Origin of the sequence: Pseudomonas sp. MWU13-2100, from assembly GCF_023242365.1 — a bacterium.
Taxonomy (GTDB): domain Bacteria; phylum Pseudomonadota; class Gammaproteobacteria; order Pseudomonadales; family Pseudomonadaceae; genus Aquipseudomonas.
In genome coordinates this window covers 1-17,682 of the sequence record NZ_JALLIX010000019.1, presented here as the reverse complement: position 1 = coordinate 17,682, position 17,682 = coordinate 1, and the positions used below count along the sequence as shown (strand labels likewise).

The window sequence follows — 17,682 nt, the reverse complement described above, 5'->3', positions numbered from 1 at the left end:
TTCCTCATTATTGTTTGCGGGCCAGCCAGCCGAGCAGGGCCTTGTGGAAACGGGTCGGTTCTTCCATCTGCGGCGCGTGACCGAGGCCGGGGAACTCCACCAGGGTCGAGCGCGGGATCAGTTTCGCCACCTGTTTGCCGAGCACGTCGTAGTGTCCGAGACGCGCCTTGACCTCGGGCGGTGCGATATCCTTGCCGATGGCCGTGGTGTCGGCGGTGCCGATCAGCAACAGGGTGGGCATCTTCAGGTCCTTGAATTCGTAATAGACCGGTTGGGTGAAGATCATGTCGTAGATCAGCGCCGAGTTCCAGGCGACCGCGACGTGACCGGGGCCTTTGTTCAGGCCGGCGAGCATATCGACCCAGCGGTCGAATTCGGGTTTCCAGCGGCCGGCGTAGTAGGTGCTGCGTTCGTAGTTGCGGATACCCTCGGCGTTGAGTTTCAGCTCGCGCTCGTTCCATTGATCGACGCTGCGGTAGGGCACGCCCAGGGCTTTCCAGTCTTCCAGGCCGATGGGGTTGACCAGCGCCAGGCGTTCGACCTGTTGCGGGTAGAGCAGGGCATAGCGGGTGGCGAGCATACCGCCGGTGGAATGCCCCAGCACCAGGGTTTTCTCGATGCCGAGCTTTTCCAGCAGGGCGTGGGTATTGCTCGCCAGTTGCTGGAAGCTGTATTGGTAGTTGTCCGGTTTGCTGGAGGTGCAGAAACCGATCTGATCCGGGGCGATCACACGGTAGCCGGCGGCGCTCAGGGCCTTGATCGACGAGTCCCAGGTAGCGGCGCAGAAGTTCTTGCCGTGCATCAGCACGATGTTCTGGCCGTTGGCCTTGCCACTGGGCGGGACGTCCATGTAGCCCATCTGCAGGGACTTGCCCTGGGATTGGAAGGTAAAATGCTGAACCGGATAAGGGTATTCGAAGCCTTGCAGTTCCGGGCCATAGGCCGGGCTTTCGGCCGCGCGGGACAGGACAGGCAGGGACGCGGCCAGGAACAGGCCGCCGAGCAGGAGCGCGCGAGCATTCGACATACAGGATCTCCAGAAGAATCGGAGCGATGCTGGTGAGCGGCGATTAACCCTGGATTAAGAGTGTTACACGAGGTCCCTGCGTGGTGTCGGTTGCGCCTACGGCTCTTTCATGGCTATGATCTAATCGTCGTTGCAAATTCAACGACCGGGCTTGGTCGCCCGTCTACCTCAATGCGCACAAGCGCCACCATCCGAATGAAGGCGTTTTTTTTCGCCCTCGGTTTCGTGTCATGGCGGCTGTGCGCAGGACACCCTCGGGTGTGCTGGGAGTCATTGAGGCCCGGTCGACCAACCTGCGTATAGCTGCCACCCCTAATTTGCTTGGTCGCAAATGTGGTAGCTCCTGACCTCAATGGAGTTGTATATGACTTACCAACTGCTTACCCCTACTTGTACCAATCGCCATGTTCTCTTGATCAATACCCGAGCCTCGCTCGTTGATCTGCATGCCTACGGCAGCGAGCGGATGCGTGCTGGCAAGGACATGATCGACAGCCTTTCCTGCATCACCTTGAGTAAGATCGACTATGAAGATTTGACTCACTTCATTCAGGGCGCCGCGCTATTGCTGCGTGATGGTTATGATATATGGACGGTCGTTGAGTCCAAGGCGTTGCAGGCAAATCGCCAGGCTTCTTCTCTGTCGGATATTGTCTAAAATTTTAAAAAGGTGTGGATCTATTTTCTGAAAGCTAAGATAGATCCATCGCTGTTCTGAATCGTGTTTTTGGAGAGATTGACCCCATAGGGTTACTCACCCTGTCACTCCTTCCCCCCTCACCATAACGCCGCTCCCACCAAATTTTGATTTTTGGATCATACACATCCGCTCTGCTATGCCTTCAAAAAAACAGGTTTTTGGTCATCTTGCTATTTTAATTTGCTGAATCGTTCTATCCAGCCGTCTTCAGTTAAAAGCTCGCCAGATAGTCCATCGCTTATTTCATTGATATTTTTATTTGAAACTATTAGCTTGATGTTGTCTTCGTGTTGTTCGATCATGTCGAGAAAGTTGAATATGGTGTTATCAATGCTTTCGATAATTAGCGTTCGAATGACTTTTTTTTGATTTTCGTCGAACTGTTGGATAAGTTTATGAAGCTCTAGAGCCTTCTGTGACTTTAGAGCGCCAATTGTGATTTTTTCGAATTTTTCAATGGAGCGATCTCGAACCGAAGTGATGAGTTGCTTTCCGAAGCTATCGAGATTTTTTTTATCAGACATTCTGTCACCTATTGATACCAGGGGATGTTGGTGGGTGTTTTAGCACCTTGTTGACGCAGGTTCCACAGCGACTGCGCGGCAAGGCTTCTGGCTTGTTGGCTGGTCGCACCTCCTGCCTGAAGGGCATCAACCGCAATTTTGGTATGTGCCGAGAGCGTGTTTGGCTTTCCTCTTAGGTGCAGTTGTTTAAAGGCTTGGCGCTGGTAAGCGGTCATGGCTTGGTGATCTAGCCCTAGTTTGTCCATGTAGTGCTGGCTCAATGAGAAACCCTTTTTAGGATCATATTTCGTATTGTTCTTAAAGCCCGCCTTGGCGTGCACATGATGACCACCAACGTCTTTGTACTCTCCAGTGCCGCATTTTTTCCAACCAAACGGATCAATCCACGTTATTGGATTCGGTGCATAGGTGTACAGGTTGAGGTTCCCCATCAACCCAATCGGATCCGGCGTGGTAAACCGTCCCACCTCCGGATCATAGAACCGGAACGTGTTGTAGTGCAGTCCCGTTTCGCGGTCCAGATACTGGCCCTGGAACCGCAGGTTCTGTTCCTCGATGTAATACGGTTCGCGTATCTCTTCGACCGTATGGCCCCAAACGCGATATCTCGCCTTCCACACTGTGGTGCCATCGGCTTCGGTCAGTTGCTCGGGCAGGCCGTTCAGGTCGTTGTGGTAATAGCGGATCTTCTGCAAGTCGCCGCTGCCATCGACCCGCGCCAGCGGTTCATAACCTTCGTCGGCATAGAGGTAGAGGCTGGACTGAGTGTTCTTGTGCTCCTGCAAGAGCCGCAAGCCATCCCAGGTGAAACGCGTTTCGCCCAGCAAATACCCGCCGTTGTCGTGCTCGGTCTTGGCGATGCGTCGGCCCAACGGGTCATAAGTCATTTTCACGACCGTTTCCCGCTCGCCTTTTTGACTGCGTACCTCGATCAAGCGGTGTTCAGCGTCATAGACAAAACGCTGTAACCCTTGTATGGCACTGCGTTTTTCGATCATTCGGCCGAAGCCGTCGTAGCGGTAGCGCTTGTCCTGATAGGTCAACAGCTTGTTGTGCACCACCCATCCGGCGCCGGCTGGTGGGCCGTCCAGCAGGTTGGCGGCGGCGTCGTATGCAAAGGTTTCGTTCTGGCCCTGCACACTGTCCTGAGTGGCGATGATTCGACCGGTGGCGTCGTAGTGCAAGAGTTGACGTTGTTCGTGGCGAGTGTGTTTATCGCGATCTTCACGGCCAATCAGGTTGTCGCTGGGGTCGTACTCGAAATGCTTTTGCACCGGCGCGGGCAGTGCCGGCGGAAGGTTGGAAGGTCGGCGCAAGCGTGAACGCAGGCGTCCAATACGGTCGTACTCGCTACGCGTGCTGAGTTGGCCCTGAGTCCGCGATACCTCGCGGTGCAGACGGTCGCGCTCGAAATCGCTGATGACCCGGCCGTCCAGATTGATCTGGTGCAGATGGCCGCTGCCGTAATACAGCCGGTTGAGCCAACGCCCATCCGGCAACTGCGTCTGGAGCAGATTGCCCAGCTCATCGTAGTGATGCCGCAGGCTGCCCGCCGCACTCTGTTCCTCACGCAACTGGCCCAGGGCGTCATAGGCGAAGCCAAGCCTTTGTTTGTTACCGTGGTTGTCGGTAAAGGTAATGGTGGTGAGTTGGTCCTGCGGGTCGTAGACGTACTCGGTACGCCCATCATCGGTGACCTTGGCGATCAGCCGACCCATCGCGTCGCGTTGCAACTGATGAACGATGGGACCGACTGTTTCTCCTGGCGTTTGCGCCAGATCATTGCCGAGGGACGCTGGAACATATTCCACATGGGTGGTGTGATCCAGTGCGTCATAACCGTACTGCCGGGCGCTGCCGTCCAGATCCTGCTGCCGGATCAACCGATCATTGGCATCCCAGGCGAAGCGATAACGCTCGCCATTCTCGTTGGTCAGCGCTTGCAAGCGGCCATAAGCGTCATGACGAAACTCGACCTGTCGGCCATGGGCATCGATACGCTGGCGCACCTGTCCGCGACGGTCGTATTGATAGGTGGTGCGGTATCCCGCCGGATCGACATAACCGATGAGTTGACCGCTGCCATCGCGCAGGTACTGTTCGACGCGATCGCCCGGCTGCCGGCTTTGCAGCAATCGCCCCCGCGCATCGTGCTGGTAGGTCGTGTGTTCGCCCAGCGCATCGATAACCGTCTGCAAATAGCCGCGTGGGTCATAGCGGAACTTGGTCGGCTGCCCTGAGCAGTCGGTCCGTTGGATCAGTTGTCCGAGGTCGTTCCACTGCAAGGTTTGGCTTTTGCCCAAGGCATCGATGATTTCCACCGGCTGGCCCATGGCATCGAAGCGGTATTGGGTGACCTGTCCTAGCGGATCGGTTTCGTGGGTGCAGTTGCCGCGGGGGTCGTAGCGGTAGTGCCAGTGGTTGCCGGCTGCATCGGTCTCCACCAGTGGCAAAGCCCAGTGTTCCAGCCACAGGGTCGATTCGCTGCGCCCCAACGGATCGAGGGTATGAGTGAGATTGCCGGCCTCGTCGTAACTGAACCGGTATTGCCCGCCTTGGGGATCGGTGGCGCCGAGCAACTGGCGTTCGTCGTTCCACTCGAATTGCCAGGAGTGGCCGAGATTGTCGGTGTATTCGGTGATCTGGTACTGCGGGTTCCAACGGCGGCTGCTCACACGCTTCAAACCGTCGGTGACACGGGTGATGCCGTTGCTCAGGTCGTAGTCGAATACATACTCGTCGCCGTCATCGGTCCAGTGCCGCACCACTCGCCATTCAAGCCCCTCGACCTGCGCCCACTGGTAAAAGCAGCGCAGTCCGGAGGGCAATTGGTGTTCGGCCATTCGCCGAGCATTATCGTAGGCGAAGCGCCGTTGCACCTGGCCCAGGCCGTCGCGCACTTCGCTCAAGTCGCCGCTGCTGTCGTAGTCGTAGCTGACTAACACTTCGCGCTGTTGATCGGGGTACAAGCGTTCGATCCGACTGACACGCCGGGGCCACTGGGCGCTGTAGATCAGCTCCACCTGCACCTGTTCGAAGGTGTCGCGCAGACGAATCAGTTTTCCCGACTCGTCATAGTCGAGATAGATTCGATTGTCGTTGCGGTCGCCCAACTGGCTCATGCGCAGGGCCGAAGGATCGGCCAGGGTCGGTTCGAAGAGTCGATAAAGGCCGTCGTCGCTTTCAATCAGCAACTGGCCGTTGCCATTGCGTCGTACCACCAAGCCTTCCCCGGCGCTGAACACCGCACCGCCGAGGGGGATCGTGCCCATGTCGATACGCCGGGCCTGTTCGTCGGTGTAGATCAGCCGTTCGCCGCCATCAGGATGTGCCTCAATACACACGCCGATTTCATAGGGCAGGCTCCAACCCGTGCCCAGCAAACTGTCGTGACGCTCATCGCGACTGTTGTAGAACCGTTGCCAGTCGATGGGCAGGAGGCCGGGCAGGACAAAGTCCAGTTCGTCCGTGCCCCCCAGAACCTTGGCCCCCGTTGCGGCGTGTACAGGGTTCGGCGACCCTGCGGTGGCGCGGCTCAAGGCGCCGATAGCCTGGCTGGTGCCCAGGGACACCGCGCCACCCACCACCATGCACGGCAACTGGCTGAAAAACCGGCCTCGCGAGCCACGCAGCAGCAAGAGCGTGGTTACCGCCAATCCCACACCGGGCGTCTTGCCGCTACGAATCTCACGCACCACCACCGGTTCGCCACCAATAATGACGTTGGGCGAAATCAGCCCCTTGATCGCACCGATCCTGGCCTCGCAGGTGCTGCGATCCCCCGTGCGCGCGGCGGGCTGGCCGTTGATAAAGACCTTGCTTGAGCCTTCAGCGATATAGGCCTCGGGCATGGGTGGGTGTTTGTCGCAGGCCACGCCATCCTGGGAACGGGGCAGCGCGCCGGGCACCGGTGTGGCGATGGTGGGTCGCCACAACTGGGCAAAGAAACCCTCAGCGATGTTCAGGTAGCTGGGTTCGGTCGAATCGCCGGCTGGCACCTGACCGATCTTCCCGGCCGCCCGCGCCGCCGGCAGGCCGTTGATAAAGGTGTCGGTCGAACCGCTGCTGATATGGGCCTGGACTGTAGGCGGGAACAGTTGGTTGGACAGGCCCTCGCACAGATTTGCGAGCTTCTGGTCGGTACCGGTTTCGCTCATGCCGACCCCGACAACGGTGCCGACCACCGCGCCCAGCACCACGCAACCCAGGCCACCGGTGGCGACCGTAACGCCCGCCGCGCCGACCACCGCTGCCGTGGCGAGGGCACCGATGGCGACATTCGCCGTCACTTCCAGTACCCCGCCGAGAACGTCGGCCATCATCGGAGTGTGCAGCAAAGCATCGCCCTCGCGGGCGGCCCAGGGGGTGTCGGTCATCAAGCAGTGTTCCATGTCCATTTAAGGCATCAATCGGAACATGCTGCTCGAAGAGTTTTTAGAGAGAAAAGTCGATTTGATTGATCGGATTATTCTTCAAAGTACGCATGAAATTACTTGACTCTCAAGGTTGGCGTATAGAAAACAGCCAGAAAGTAGTCGAGCCAAGCACTGACGATCAGTACATCTGGATCGGCTCAGGCGGTAGAGCGCTTCGGCGTTTCCATCAGGTGTTTGAGGTTGTCCATCGCCCGGGTCGAGAGCTCGACCATACGCGCATGCAAACCGCTCAGATTCAGTTCGGTGATGTATTGCAGGGTACGGGTGAACTGCGTGCCATAACCGTCACGGTGCAGGCTGTAATAAATGCAGCCATCGACCACCGGGGAGGTGAAGGCCATCTTGAACTCAACCGGAGCATCGGCGATGACCACCCGATAGTTCATCTCTATCCGCAAACCCAGCAGGTCGATGATTTCGGTGAAGCGATGATCCTTGGGCAAGGGGCCATGAATGCTGTTATCGGCGCTGACGGAGGTGGGGTGCCATTCGTGCCAGTGATCGGGCTGGGTCACGTAGGCGTAGACCGTCTCTATATCGGCTTCTATATGGATTTCGTTACTGAGCGTCTTGGCATAAGGCTGGAAAGAAGGTTGTCCCATGGCTCTGCTCCGACTGCGTTCCTTGTTAAAGGGCGGAAACAATGATGAGCATAGGTGATACAAAGTATTTCGTGATGTACAAAATCGGTACAAGACCGGCGGTCGTGCCCACTCGGGGCAGGCACGACCGGCAGGGGGTTACTTGACCTTGAAGCGGCCCATCAACGCGCTGACACGGTTGTTGGCGTCCAGCAGGCTGCGGGTATTGTCATCGGTGGCGTGGCCGCTCTGCACCAGTTCTTCGACCATATGACGGATCTGCACCATGCTGCGGTTGATCTCTTCGGTCACCGAACTCTGCTGTTCGGCAGCCGTGGCGATCTGGGTACTGAGGCTGTTGATATGGCTGACGGAGCCGGCCATTTCATCGAGCCCGGCGTTGACCCGTGCCGTGGCGTCGGCCGCGGACTGGCAGCTGGCCTGGGTATTTTCCATGGCCGCTACCGACGAACTGACGCCCTGGGTCAGGCGGGTCAGCATCTCGTTGATTTCCGAGGTGCTGGCCTGGGTCCGGGCGGCAAGGGCGCGAACCTCGTCGGCCACCACCGCGAAGCCGCGACCCTGCTCGCCGGCGCGGGCGGCCTCGATGGCGGCGTTCAGGGCCAGCAGGTTGGTCTGCCCGGCAATGGCGCCGATCACCCCGAGAATCTCGGTGATGCGCTGGGCGTCCTGCTGCATGCTCTCGACCTTGTGGGTGGCGCTGGACACCTCGTCGATCAGCGCGACCACGCTGCTGGAAGCTTCGCCCACCACCACCCGCGAACGGTCGGCGTGTTCGTTGGCGCGCTGGGTGAAGGCCGCGGTTTCGGCGGCGTTCTCGGCCACGGTGTCGGCGGTGGCGCTCATTTCGGTGATGGCGGTGACCGTCTGTTCGGTTTCCGAGGCGTGACGGCTGAGGATCTGGTTGGTATGGGCCGAGGTCTGTTGCAGCTTGTCCAGGCTGGAGGCCATGTCGCCGGTGGCCTGGGTGACTTCGCCGATCATGTTCTGCAGGTAGACGATAAAGCGGTTCACCGAGTGGCCGATGGCCCCCAGCTCATCTTCGGCGCGGATGGTGATGCGCCGGGTCAGGTCGGCATCGCCGGTGGACAGCGCGTCGATATTGGACTTGAGGGCGCGCATCCGGTTGATCAACTGGCGGATGGCATACACCTGCAACAGCACCAGCAGCACGATCATCGGGATCTGCAGCAGGGCCAGGGTATTGAGCACGTCATCGCGCTGGGCAGTGATCAACTGGGTCGGCAGGGCCGTGGCGAGGAACCAGGGGGTGCCTTCGATAGGGCGCATGAAGAAGGTGCTGGCCACGCCGTCGTTGTTGAACTCCACACGCAGGGCCGCGGCGTCGCGGTTTTGCAGGGCGGTCTTGACCTGCGCGGCGAAGGCCGAGCTGCCGGCCAGGTCGCTGACGTTCTTGAGTACCACCGGGCTGTTGATATGGGTGCTGTTGCTGATGATCTTGCCGTCGGCTTCAACGATCAACATTTCACCACCGATGTCTTTTTCCTTGCGCGCCACCAGGTCGTTGAAAAAGCCCAGGGTCACGTCGATGGTCGAGACGCCGTACGGCACGCCGTCGCGCTGGATGGCCATGGCGCAGTTGGTGCGAGGCTCCTGGCTGGCGTCATCCTTGTAGGCTGCCGCCCAGGCGCACTGGCCGCGTGGGGTGGCCATGCCGCCCTTGTACCAGGGCTGCTCGTAATAGTTGGGCGCTTCGGCGCTGTTCCAGAAGGTATTGACCTTCAACTGGCCATTGGCATCGCGGTGCCAGAAGGTGCTGTGCTTGTTCCGCCCCGGCGTGCGCTGGCCGGGCAGGGGCCAGATGCCGCCGCCGAAGACTTTCAGTTCGCCGTACTGATCCACCAGGCCGGGCAGGACCTTGTCGATGGTGTCGCTGTCGAGCAGGGGGATGGTCTGGGTGATGCTGCGCTGCTGGGCCTGGACCTTGTTCAACTCGTTCTTGATCTGCTCGGCCACTTCGGCCACGCGGTTGAGTACGACCTGTTCCTCGGTCTTGCGCAACGTCGGCGCAACCAACTGGCTGATCCCGACCACGGTGAGGACGAACAACAGCAGGACGAACAGGACCAGAAACAGCGTGTAGCGGGCTTGGATCGTACGGAACATAGGCATGGGACCTGTCCTTGCAAAGCGGCTTTTATTATTCGGTCAGCCTGATCTAGTCAGGGCTTCGTCCGGTTATCGGCTTGAGCCAAAGGAGCTTTAGGTACGATCGTGCAAGAAATGCAGGGCGCCAGGATGAAAGGGGGGCTGAATGTGACAGCAAGAAACGGATCGGTTGGAGAGAGCCGCCTCCCTATGCTGAGCTTCCGAAATGGAATTGATGCAAGGTTCAGAAGATGAAACAGCTATCAGGAAAAGTGGCAATTGTAACGGGCGCGAGTTCAGGTATTGGCTACGAGACGGCAAAGTTATTCGCGAAGGAGGGCGCGAAAGTCGTCGTAACGGCGCGCCGTCAAGCCGAGTTGGACTCACTTGTCGCCGAGATTGAAAATGGCGGAGGTCAAGCGATTGCCGTCGCAGGGGACATCAAAGACGAGAAACTGGCCCCGAGATTGGTGGAGATCGCCGTCGGTCGTTTTGGGGGGCTCGACATTGCCTTCAACAACGCCGGTTCGACAGGCGAAAGTGCATCGGTTCCCGATATTTCAACCGAAGCCTGGCATGCCATTCTCGATACAAACCTGACCAGTGCGTTCCTGGGTGCGAAATATCAAATTCCAGCGATGGTAAAGCGAGGCGGCGGTTCAATTATCTTCACCTCGACCTTCGTTGGCCACACCGCTGGCTTCCCGGAGATTGCGCGATCAGCGCTCTACCTCGCCTCTGAAGCATCGAGTTTCACGACGGGATCGAGCCTGATGAGCGATGGTGGAATTTCCATTAATCGGACGTAATCGGCATTTCCTGTTTCCACGGGCGCCTGCCCAGGCCCGGTCACCCCGGTCCAGGCGTCCGTTGACGGTCCCGGGCCAACCCACAATTGCAATACATATTTTAGATGGGCGTCCTGTAACAAAGATTGTATATTTATCGGTACAGTGTTGTTACATAACCACGATCATCCCTTATTCCCTCTTTGACAGGACTCAGCCTATGCCCGCCTTGCGAGGACCGCAGCAGCACGGTGACACCACCCGCGACCGTATGGCCGGAGCTCGGGCATGAGCGGCGGTTCGGTCGTCGCCTGGGCCACGGCGCTCAGCACACGTGTGTTTGAGCGCAAGGCCGCCAGCACGAAGAACGCCAACCTGCAGGAAATCAAGAACAAGCAGGTGCTCAACAACATCCCGAGGGATCCGACTGCCCTCGACACGGCGAAGATGCAGAAGGACAAGCTGCAGTCACAGTTCCAGGGCTTCGACCCGAAATCGGTCACCCCGGATCAGCTGACCAAGTACAGCAATATCCTCAAGGAAAATGGCCTGATCAGCACGACCACCGCCGGCCTGCTGGCCACGGCCGGTACGAAAAGCAAGCCAGGCGAGAAATTCAACGCGCTGGACTATTTCGCCGGCCAGATCAGTACGCTGCAAAGTGGCAGTTCGAGCGACCAGTTCTCCAACCATATGATTCCGGAATACAAGAAGGCGATTAACGTGTTGCTGAACCTGCAGCAGTTCGCCAGTTCCGGCGCCAGCATGTCGATTGATACGAAAGTCTGATCCGTTTACCTGTGAGCAGACAAAGAAATGGGGAGCGTGGCTCCCCATTTCTGTTTGTGTCGGCTGTCAGCCGCCCAGCGACTTGCCATGGAGCACGGGTCTTGGCTTGGACCCGACTGGCTGGGTCAAGCTCTCGTCCAGCGGCTTCTCCCGCCGGTGGGAAGCCGTTACGGCATAGCCGGGTGGGTTAACCTGTTCCGGTACACGCCTTTGCAGACGGGCAGCACGCCTTCTCAGCTTTTTGCAGATATGGGCCTGTAGGACCGGGATCATGAAAAAATACAGGTAGGCCGTCAGCACGAGCGTCAGGTCTACCCAAGATTCGGCTACCGGCTCCTGCAGGGCCCACTCGATCAATCGTTTGGCAGCGAACAGCGCGGCAATGCCGAACAATGCAAGGCCCAATGCGATTTTCTGTGACTTGACGAGATTCGATAGGCTGGGTCTCATTGCTAGCAGCACTCCAAGCTTTTTGGTACCGTTACCTGTGTCTGTGATCATCAGAATTCCTTTCAGTTCCTGTCCTTTCTATTTTATAGCTCAAGTTGACGTGTGTTTTTGGCTGTCGGTCATTTTGCTATATCCTGTAGTACCTTTCTATTGTGTCGGTTATGACGCCGTCATGACAATCTCAATTCGTCCGATTGAACACGATCCATGTGTCTAGGCATCACCTTCCAGCCATTGATGGTCCGTTTTCGCCGCCTATGATGACCGTGACGCCTGTCGGCCTGCCGCCGTGGTCCGACTGCCTCGCGTACCTTCATTTCTGCGAGCGCCACCATGACTCAAGCAAGAACCCTCTACGACAAGCACATCGATTCCCATACGGTGTGTCGCCTCGATGACCAGGGCCATGTCCTGCTGTATATCGACCGTCAGGTCATCAACGAATACACCAGCCCGCAAGCCTTCAGCGGCCTGCGGGAAGCCAGGCGCGGTGTCTGGCGCGCCGGAACCGCGCTGGCCGTGGTCGACCATGTGAACCCCACCGCGCCCAAGCGCGTCGCCGCCATGGCGGACGCCGGTGGGGCGCGGCAGGTGTCCTATCTGGCCGAAAACTGTGCCGACTTCGGCATCGAACTGTTCGATGTGCTCGACAAGCGCCAGGGCATCGAGCATGTGATCGCCCCGGAGCAGGGCTTTATCCTGCCGGGGATGGTGGTCGCCGCTGGTGACAGCCACACCACCACCTATGGCGCCCTCGGCGCGTTTGGCTTCGGTATCGGTACTTCGGAGATCGAGCATCTGCTGGCGTCGCAGACCCTGGTCTACAAGCGGCTGAAGACGATGCGGGTCACGGTCAGCGGTGAACTGGCGCCGGGGCTGACCTCCAAGGATGTGATCATGGCGCTGATCGGCCAGATCGGCGCGTCCGGGGCCACCGGTTATGCCATCGAATTCCGCGGCTCGACCATCGATGCCCTGAGCGTCGAGGCGCGCATGACCATCTGCAATATGGCGGTGGAGGCGGGGGCACGCGGGGCCTTTATGGCGCCGGACGAGAAAGTCTTCGCCTACCTCAAGGACAAGCCCCGGGCGCCCAAGGGCAAGCTCTGGGAGCAGGCCGTGAGCCGTTGGCGGGAGCTGCGCACGGATGCCGGCGCGCGGTTCGACCGTGAAGTCGAGCTGGATGCCTGCGCGCTGGAACCCATGGTCACCTGGGGCACCAGCCCGGACCAGGTCGCGTCCATTGGCACGGGCGTGCCGGACCCGCAAGACATCAGCGATCTGATCCTGCGCCAGGACATGCGCCGCGCCCTGAACTATATGGGACTGGAAGCCGGCATGCCGTTGAACGAGATCGTGATCAGCCATGCCTTCATCGGTTCCTGCACCAACGCGCGAATCGAGGACCTGCGTGACGCAGCCCGTGTGGTTCGCGGTCAGCATGTGGCCAAGCATGTGCGGGCGATGATCGTGCCCGGCTCCACCCAGGTGCGTGATCAGGCCGAGGCAGAAGGCCTGGCAGCAGTGTTTATCGACGCCGGTTTCGAGTGGCGGCAGTCGGGTTGCTCGATGTGCCTGGCGATGAACGACGATGTCCTTGAACCCGGTGACCGCTGCGCCTCCAGTACCAACCGCAATTTTGAAGGACGCCAGGGGGCCGGGGCGCGCACGCATTTGATGAGCCCGGCAATGGTGGCCGCCGCCGCCATCGCCGGACACCTGACCGATATTCGTTACCTGGAACCAAGGCCATGAGCATGCAGCCGTTTTCCCAAGTCACCGGCAAGGCCGCGCCGATGCTGGCGGCCAATATCGACACCGACGTGATCATGCCCAAGCAGTTTCTCAAGGGGATCGATCGCAACGGATTGGACCGTGGGTTGTTCTTCGACCTGCGGTTTTTACCCTCTGGAGAGCTCAATCCCGATTTCGTGCTGAATCAGCCGGCCTGGAAAGGCGCCAGCTTCATGGTGGTGGGGCCGAACTTCGGTTGTGGCTCCAGCCGTGAGCACGCGGTGTGGGGCTTGAAGCAGATGGGGGTCCGGGCGCTGATCGGCAGCAGTTTCGCCGGGATTTTCTACGATAACTGCCAGCGCAACGGGGTGTTGTTGATCACCCTGGACGAGGCGACAGCCCAGCGTCTGGGGCAGGTGGTGAGCCAGCCGCAGAGTGCCGAGATCAGTATTGACCTTGAGTGCCAGCAGATCCGTTTACAGGATGGCAGTGTCATCGAGTTCCAGATCGATACGTTGCGCAAGACGGCGTTGATGTTGGGATTGGATGCCATTGGCAGCACCTTGCAGCGTAGCGAGGCGATCAAGGCGTTCGAGCGCGCGCATTTGCAGGCCAATCCCTGGTTGGCTTGAGTGTCTGACTCTGACATCGGCGACACCGAGCTGCAGGAGCCCTCAAATCGACAGTTGTCGAAAGTGCTCCTGCAGAAACTCCACGCACACCCGCAGTTTGCCCGAGTACGCCAGCCGTGTCGGGTACACCGCCCAGACGTTGGCGCTCTGGGTGTAGTCGTGCAGCACCCGCACCAGTCGACCCTGCGCCAGCAGCGGTTTGACGTCCCACAGCGAGCGCAGCAGGATGCCGCGTCCGTCCAGTGCCCATTGCAGGACAATCTCGCCGCTGTTGGACGATAACGGCCCGCGCACCCGCACGCTGTCCTGGCTGCCATCGCATTCCAGGTTCCAGACGCCGAAGGCGTTATCGCGTTCCTTGAGCACCAGGCAGTCGTGCTGTTCCAGTTCGCTCAGTTGCTGCGGTGTGCCACGCCGTTCCAGGTAGGCCGGCGCTGCGCAGAGTACCCGGCGATTGCTCACCAGGCGTCGGCCGATATGCTGGCCGGGGATATCGTCACCCACGCGGATCTCCAGGTCGAACCCCTCGCTGACGATGTCCACCACGCGGTCGAACAGGTCCAGGCGGATCTCCAGGTCCGGGTAACGCTCGGCCAAAAGCGACAGAGCCGGGGCCACATGATTGCGCCCGAAGCCGAAGCTGCTGCACAGGTGCAGGCGGCCGCTGGGGTTGTCGTGGGCTTCGGACAGTTCGTCGTTGAGTTGCTGGAAGTCTTCGAGAATGCGCACGGCCCAGCGTTGTACCCGTTCGCCGTCCTCGGTCAGGGCGATACGCCGGCTGGTGCGGTGCAGCAGGCGGGTGGCGAGGGTGGTTTCGAGGATCTGGATACGTTTGCTGACGTAGGCGGGCGACAGTCCCAGTTCATCGGCGGCGGCAGCAAAGCCGGCCTTGCGGATAACGGTGAGGAATACGCGCAGGTCTTCGGGCAGGGGCACGGTATCTTTCTTTTGGTTCATGGGGAAAGCAACGAACGCTGGCGGCAGGAGCCGCCAGAATAGCATCGGATGGGGGCTGCCGATTACAGGACCAGCATGGCCACCAGGCCGCTGGCCACGCCCACCAGCATCGTCAGCACGGCCACGGTCACCAGCACCTTGGCGTCGAACTCCTTGCGCAGCATCAGCAACGACGGCAGGCTGATGCTCGGCAGGGTCATCAGCAGCGCCACCGCTGGCGCGGTGCCCAGGCCCAGGGTCATCATGGTCTGCACGATGGGGATTTCAGCCGCCGTCGGAATCACGAACAAGGTCCCGATAACTGCCAGCGGCACCAGCCACAGCAGGCTGTTGCCCATGGCGCCATCCACGTGGGGAAACAGCCAGACCCGCGCCGCGCCGAGCAACAGCACCGCCAGGATATAGATCGGGATGGTGGTCCAGAACAGTTGCCACAGGGTCTTGCCCCAGCGTGCCATGAAGCTGTGTTGGTCCGGACTGCTGGCATCGACCACGGCTTCCACCGCCGCTTCCGGCAGGGTTTCCGGACGAGCCACCCGTTGTGCCGCCAGTGAAACCCCCAGCACCAGCACCAGGCCCGCCACCAGCCGGATCGCGGTGAAGCCCCAGCCCAGCACGAAGCCCATGAACACCAGGGTTGCCGGGTTGAGCACCGGGTTGGCGATCCAGAACGCCAGCGCCGCGCCGACCGAGACATTCTGTCGACGCATCCCGGCGGCCACCGGTGCCGCGCAGCACGAACACATCATGCCGGGCAGGGCGAACAGTCCGCCGCGCAAGGTCGAGGCGAAACCGGCGCGGCCGAACAGGCGCAGCAACCAGTCGCGGGGAATCAGCACTTGTAACAGCGAGCCGAGAATCACCGCCAGCACTGCGGCTTTCCAGATCGCCAGGAAGTACACCTGGGCATAGGCCAGCGCGGCGGCGACCGGCGAGGCCGGGTTGTCGTTGATGATCGAGGCGCCGATGCTGTGGCTGTCGGCGGCGACGAAGGCCTTGGCGTAGTAGGGCGACCATTTGACGTAGTACAGGCCGATGGCGGCGACGGCGAGAAACAGCAGCGGTTTCCACCAGAGCGACCAGCCTCGGGCGGGGGGGGCTTGGGTAAGAGTTTGCATGGGAAGGGTATCCGGTGGATGAAAGGTGATGGGTGAATGATAACCCAGCCGCAGGTCTGCGCCAGCCGCTGGACCCCACGTATGTTGAAGGTTTCGGCCTATCGGGATGTGGGCGATTTCTTATAGCGTGCCGAGCCGGTGGCGTCGCCGACTCACGCGTGCAGGGCGACCTGCTTGAGGGCGCATTTCCCGGGGCCTGGGTGTTCTTTTCCGTGACCGTGTCGAGCAGGTTGTTTCAAGTCATCGGTGGCAGGCGGCGCTTGATCGGCGTCTTCTTGACGATCGCGGTATTGGTTTCGGCATGGTGGTTGAGCCGGTCCAGCAGTGTGTCGAGTTGTTCCATGTCGCGTACATGCAGGCGGGCGATAAAACAATCATCGCCGGTGACCTTGTCGCATTCGGTGAACTGGGGGATGGCCTGGATCTGTCGCTCCACTTCCTGCAACTGGCCGGGCAGGGGGCGAATTCGTACGATGGCCTGCAACAGGTAGCCGAAGGATTTGGGCTCCACATCGACGGTGTAGCCCTTGATCACGCCGCGTTCCTCCAGCCGGCGCAAGCGTTCCGCGACGCTGGGCGAGGACAGCCCGCTGACCTGCGCCAGGGCCTTGAGCGAACGCCGTGAGTCGCTCATCAGGGCGCTGATCAATAAATGGTCGATTTCGTCAGTCATGGCTTCCTCGTTAGGTAAAACGTTAAAGTTGCCTTGATAAAAAAGGCAGGAGCATAGTTTAACCTGTTTCTGGTGCTGGAGAAGCGGGTGGGGCAATCGGCATACTTTTGCCATCCACCCAAGGCGGCTCACAGGAACTTATTCATGAACACATCACTGCATCGCGGCTCGCTGGAGATGATCGCGGCCATGTTGATCTCGGGAACCATCGGCTGGTTCGTGCTGGTATCCGGCCAGCCGGTGCTGGACGTGGTGTTCTGGCGCTGCCTGTTCGGTGCGCTGACCTTGCTGGTGATCTGCGCCGTCATGGGCGTTCTGCGCCCGGGCATCCTGACGCGCACCACCTTTCTGCTGGCGGTGCTCAGCGGCGTGGCAATCGTCGGTAACTGGGTACTGCTGTTCGCCTCCTATTCCCGCGCCTCGATAGCCATCGGCACGGCGGTCTACAACGTCCAGCCGTTTATGTTGGTGGGCCTGGCGGCGTTGTTTCTCGGCGAGAAGATCAGCGCGCAGAAATTGTTCTGGCTAGGCTTGGCGTTTGTCGGGATGCTGGCGATTGTCAGTGCCCACGGACAATCGGGAGGGAGTGGTGGCGAGTATCTGCTGGGTATCGGCCTGGCATTGGCGGCGGCGTTGTTGTATGCCATCGCGGCGCTGATCATCAAGCGATTGACGGGGACGCCGCCGCACCTGATCGCCCTGGTCCAGGTCTGCACCGGGGTGCTGTTGTTGGCACCCTGGGCGCATATTTGCGGGTTTCCCCAGCAGCCGAGCGCGTGGAGCAGCTTGCTGACCCTGGGGATGGTGCATACCGGCTTGATGTATGTGTTGCTGTATGGCGCCATCCAGAAATTGCCGACGGCCATGACCGGGGCTCTGTCCTTTATCTATCCGATTGCGGCGATCTTCGTCGACTGGTTCGCCTTCGGTCATCAGTTGGTGCTGGTGCAGTGGGTCGGGGTGATTGCCATTCTGCTGGCGGCGGCGGGGATGCAACAGGGCTGGACGCTGGGCTTCAAACGGGTGCTTGTGCGCTGAGGGGCAGGACTCATCAGAGCCACGTTCAATACCGCACGGTAGGTAGCCGGCTTGCCGGCGATGGCGCCGGCAAGGCCGCCAGAAGCTTCGCGGGCAAGCTCCGCT

15 protein-coding genes are annotated in these 17,682 nt (G+C 59.9%); 6 read left to right on the top strand and 9 right to left on the bottom strand.

Annotation, left to right across the window (positions count from 1 at the left end):
- Positions 1–7: 7 nt before the first annotated feature.
- Positions 8–1,027, bottom strand: a complete 1,020-nt coding sequence (locus M5B99_RS15030; protein WP_248804788.1) for an alpha/beta fold hydrolase — start codon at positions 1,025–1,027, stop codon at positions 8–10.
- Between the two features lie 364 nt (positions 1,028–1,391).
- Here M5B99_RS15030 and M5B99_RS15025 point away from each other — a divergent pair, with 364 nt between their 5' ends.
- The gene (locus M5B99_RS15025; RefSeq protein ID WP_248804787.1) at positions 1,392–1,685 is read left to right on the top strand and encodes a hypothetical protein; all 294 of its coding nucleotides are present in this window, start codon (positions 1,392–1,394) and stop codon (positions 1,683–1,685) included.
- 212 nt (positions 1,686–1,897) lie between these two features.
- Here M5B99_RS15025 and M5B99_RS15020 read toward each other — a convergent pair whose 3' ends face one another.
- The 4 genes from M5B99_RS15020 to M5B99_RS15005 all read right to left on the bottom strand — a co-directional run bounded on the left by M5B99_RS15020 (position 1,898) and on the right by M5B99_RS15005 (position 9,422).
- Positions 1,898–2,251 (bottom strand): hypothetical protein, encoded by a 354-nt coding sequence (locus M5B99_RS15020; RefSeq protein WP_248804786.1) that lies wholly within the window; start codon positions 2,249–2,251, stop codon positions 1,898–1,900.
- Positions 2,252–2,259: 8 nt separating this feature from the next.
- Positions 2,260–6,627 (bottom strand): RHS repeat-associated core domain-containing protein, encoded by a 4,368-nt coding sequence (locus M5B99_RS15015; protein ID WP_248804785.1) that lies wholly within the window; start codon positions 6,625–6,627, stop codon positions 2,260–2,262.
- Positions 6,628–6,824: 197 nt separating this feature from the next.
- Complete coding sequence (locus M5B99_RS15010; protein WP_248804784.1) at positions 6,825–7,289, bottom strand: SRPBCC family protein; 465 nt, start codon at positions 7,287–7,289, stop codon at positions 6,825–6,827.
- Positions 7,290–7,427: 138 nt separating this feature from the next.
- On the bottom strand, positions 7,428–9,422 hold the full coding sequence (locus M5B99_RS15005; RefSeq protein ID WP_248804783.1) for a methyl-accepting chemotaxis protein: 1,995 nt from the start codon (positions 9,420–9,422) through the stop codon (positions 7,428–7,430).
- 227 nt (positions 9,423–9,649) lie between these two features.
- Here M5B99_RS15005 and M5B99_RS15000 point away from each other — a divergent pair, with 227 nt between their 5' ends.
- Positions 9,650–10,207, top strand: a complete 558-nt coding sequence (locus tag M5B99_RS15000; RefSeq protein ID WP_248804782.1) for an SDR family NAD(P)-dependent oxidoreductase — start codon at positions 9,650–9,652, stop codon at positions 10,205–10,207.
- A 267-nt stretch (positions 10,208–10,474) separates the two neighbouring features.
- The gene (locus M5B99_RS14995; protein WP_248804781.1) at positions 10,475–10,975 is read left to right on the top strand and encodes a hypothetical protein; all 501 of its coding nucleotides are present in this window, start codon (positions 10,475–10,477) and stop codon (positions 10,973–10,975) included.
- A 66-nt stretch (positions 10,976–11,041) separates the two neighbouring features.
- Here the strand turns inward: M5B99_RS14995 and M5B99_RS14990 are convergent, their stop codons facing one another.
- Positions 11,042–11,476 (bottom strand): hypothetical protein, encoded by a 435-nt coding sequence (locus tag M5B99_RS14990; RefSeq protein ID WP_248804780.1) that lies wholly within the window; start codon positions 11,474–11,476, stop codon positions 11,042–11,044.
- Between the two features lie 282 nt (positions 11,477–11,758).
- Here M5B99_RS14990 and leuC point away from each other — a divergent pair, with 282 nt between their 5' ends.
- The gene (gene leuC / locus M5B99_RS14985) at positions 11,759–13,180 is read left to right on the top strand and encodes a 3-isopropylmalate dehydratase large subunit (RefSeq protein ID WP_248804779.1); all 1,422 of its coding nucleotides are present in this window, start codon (positions 11,759–11,761) and stop codon (positions 13,178–13,180) included.
- Positions 13,177–13,791, top strand: a complete 615-nt coding sequence (gene leuD / locus M5B99_RS14980; RefSeq protein ID WP_248804778.1) for a 3-isopropylmalate dehydratase small subunit — start codon at positions 13,177–13,179, stop codon at positions 13,789–13,791. Before leuC ends, leuD begins: the two co-directional genes overlap by 4 nt.
- A gap of 42 nt (positions 13,792–13,833) precedes the next feature.
- Here the strand turns inward: leuD and M5B99_RS14975 are convergent, their stop codons facing one another.
- The 3 genes from M5B99_RS14975 to M5B99_RS14965 form a co-directional block, all read right to left on the bottom strand.
- The gene (locus M5B99_RS14975) at positions 13,834–14,748 is read right to left on the bottom strand and encodes a LysR substrate-binding domain-containing protein (RefSeq protein ID WP_248804777.1); all 915 of its coding nucleotides are present in this window, start codon (positions 14,746–14,748) and stop codon (positions 13,834–13,836) included.
- 62 nt (positions 14,749–14,810) lie between these two features.
- Entirely contained in the window at positions 14,811–15,866 is a 1,056-nt protein-coding gene (locus M5B99_RS14970) for a permease (RefSeq protein WP_248804776.1), read from the bottom strand.
- 235 nt (positions 15,867–16,101) lie between these two features.
- Positions 16,102–16,539, bottom strand: coding sequence for an Lrp/AsnC family transcriptional regulator (locus M5B99_RS14965; RefSeq protein WP_100943811.1), 438 nt, complete (start codon positions 16,537–16,539; stop codon positions 16,102–16,104).
- A 144-nt stretch (positions 16,540–16,683) separates the two neighbouring features.
- Between M5B99_RS14965 and M5B99_RS14960 the strand changes: the two genes are divergently transcribed.
- Positions 16,684–17,577, top strand: coding sequence for a DMT family transporter (locus M5B99_RS14960; protein WP_248804775.1), 894 nt, complete (start codon positions 16,684–16,686; stop codon positions 17,575–17,577).
- Positions 17,578–17,682 lie beyond the last annotated feature (105 nt).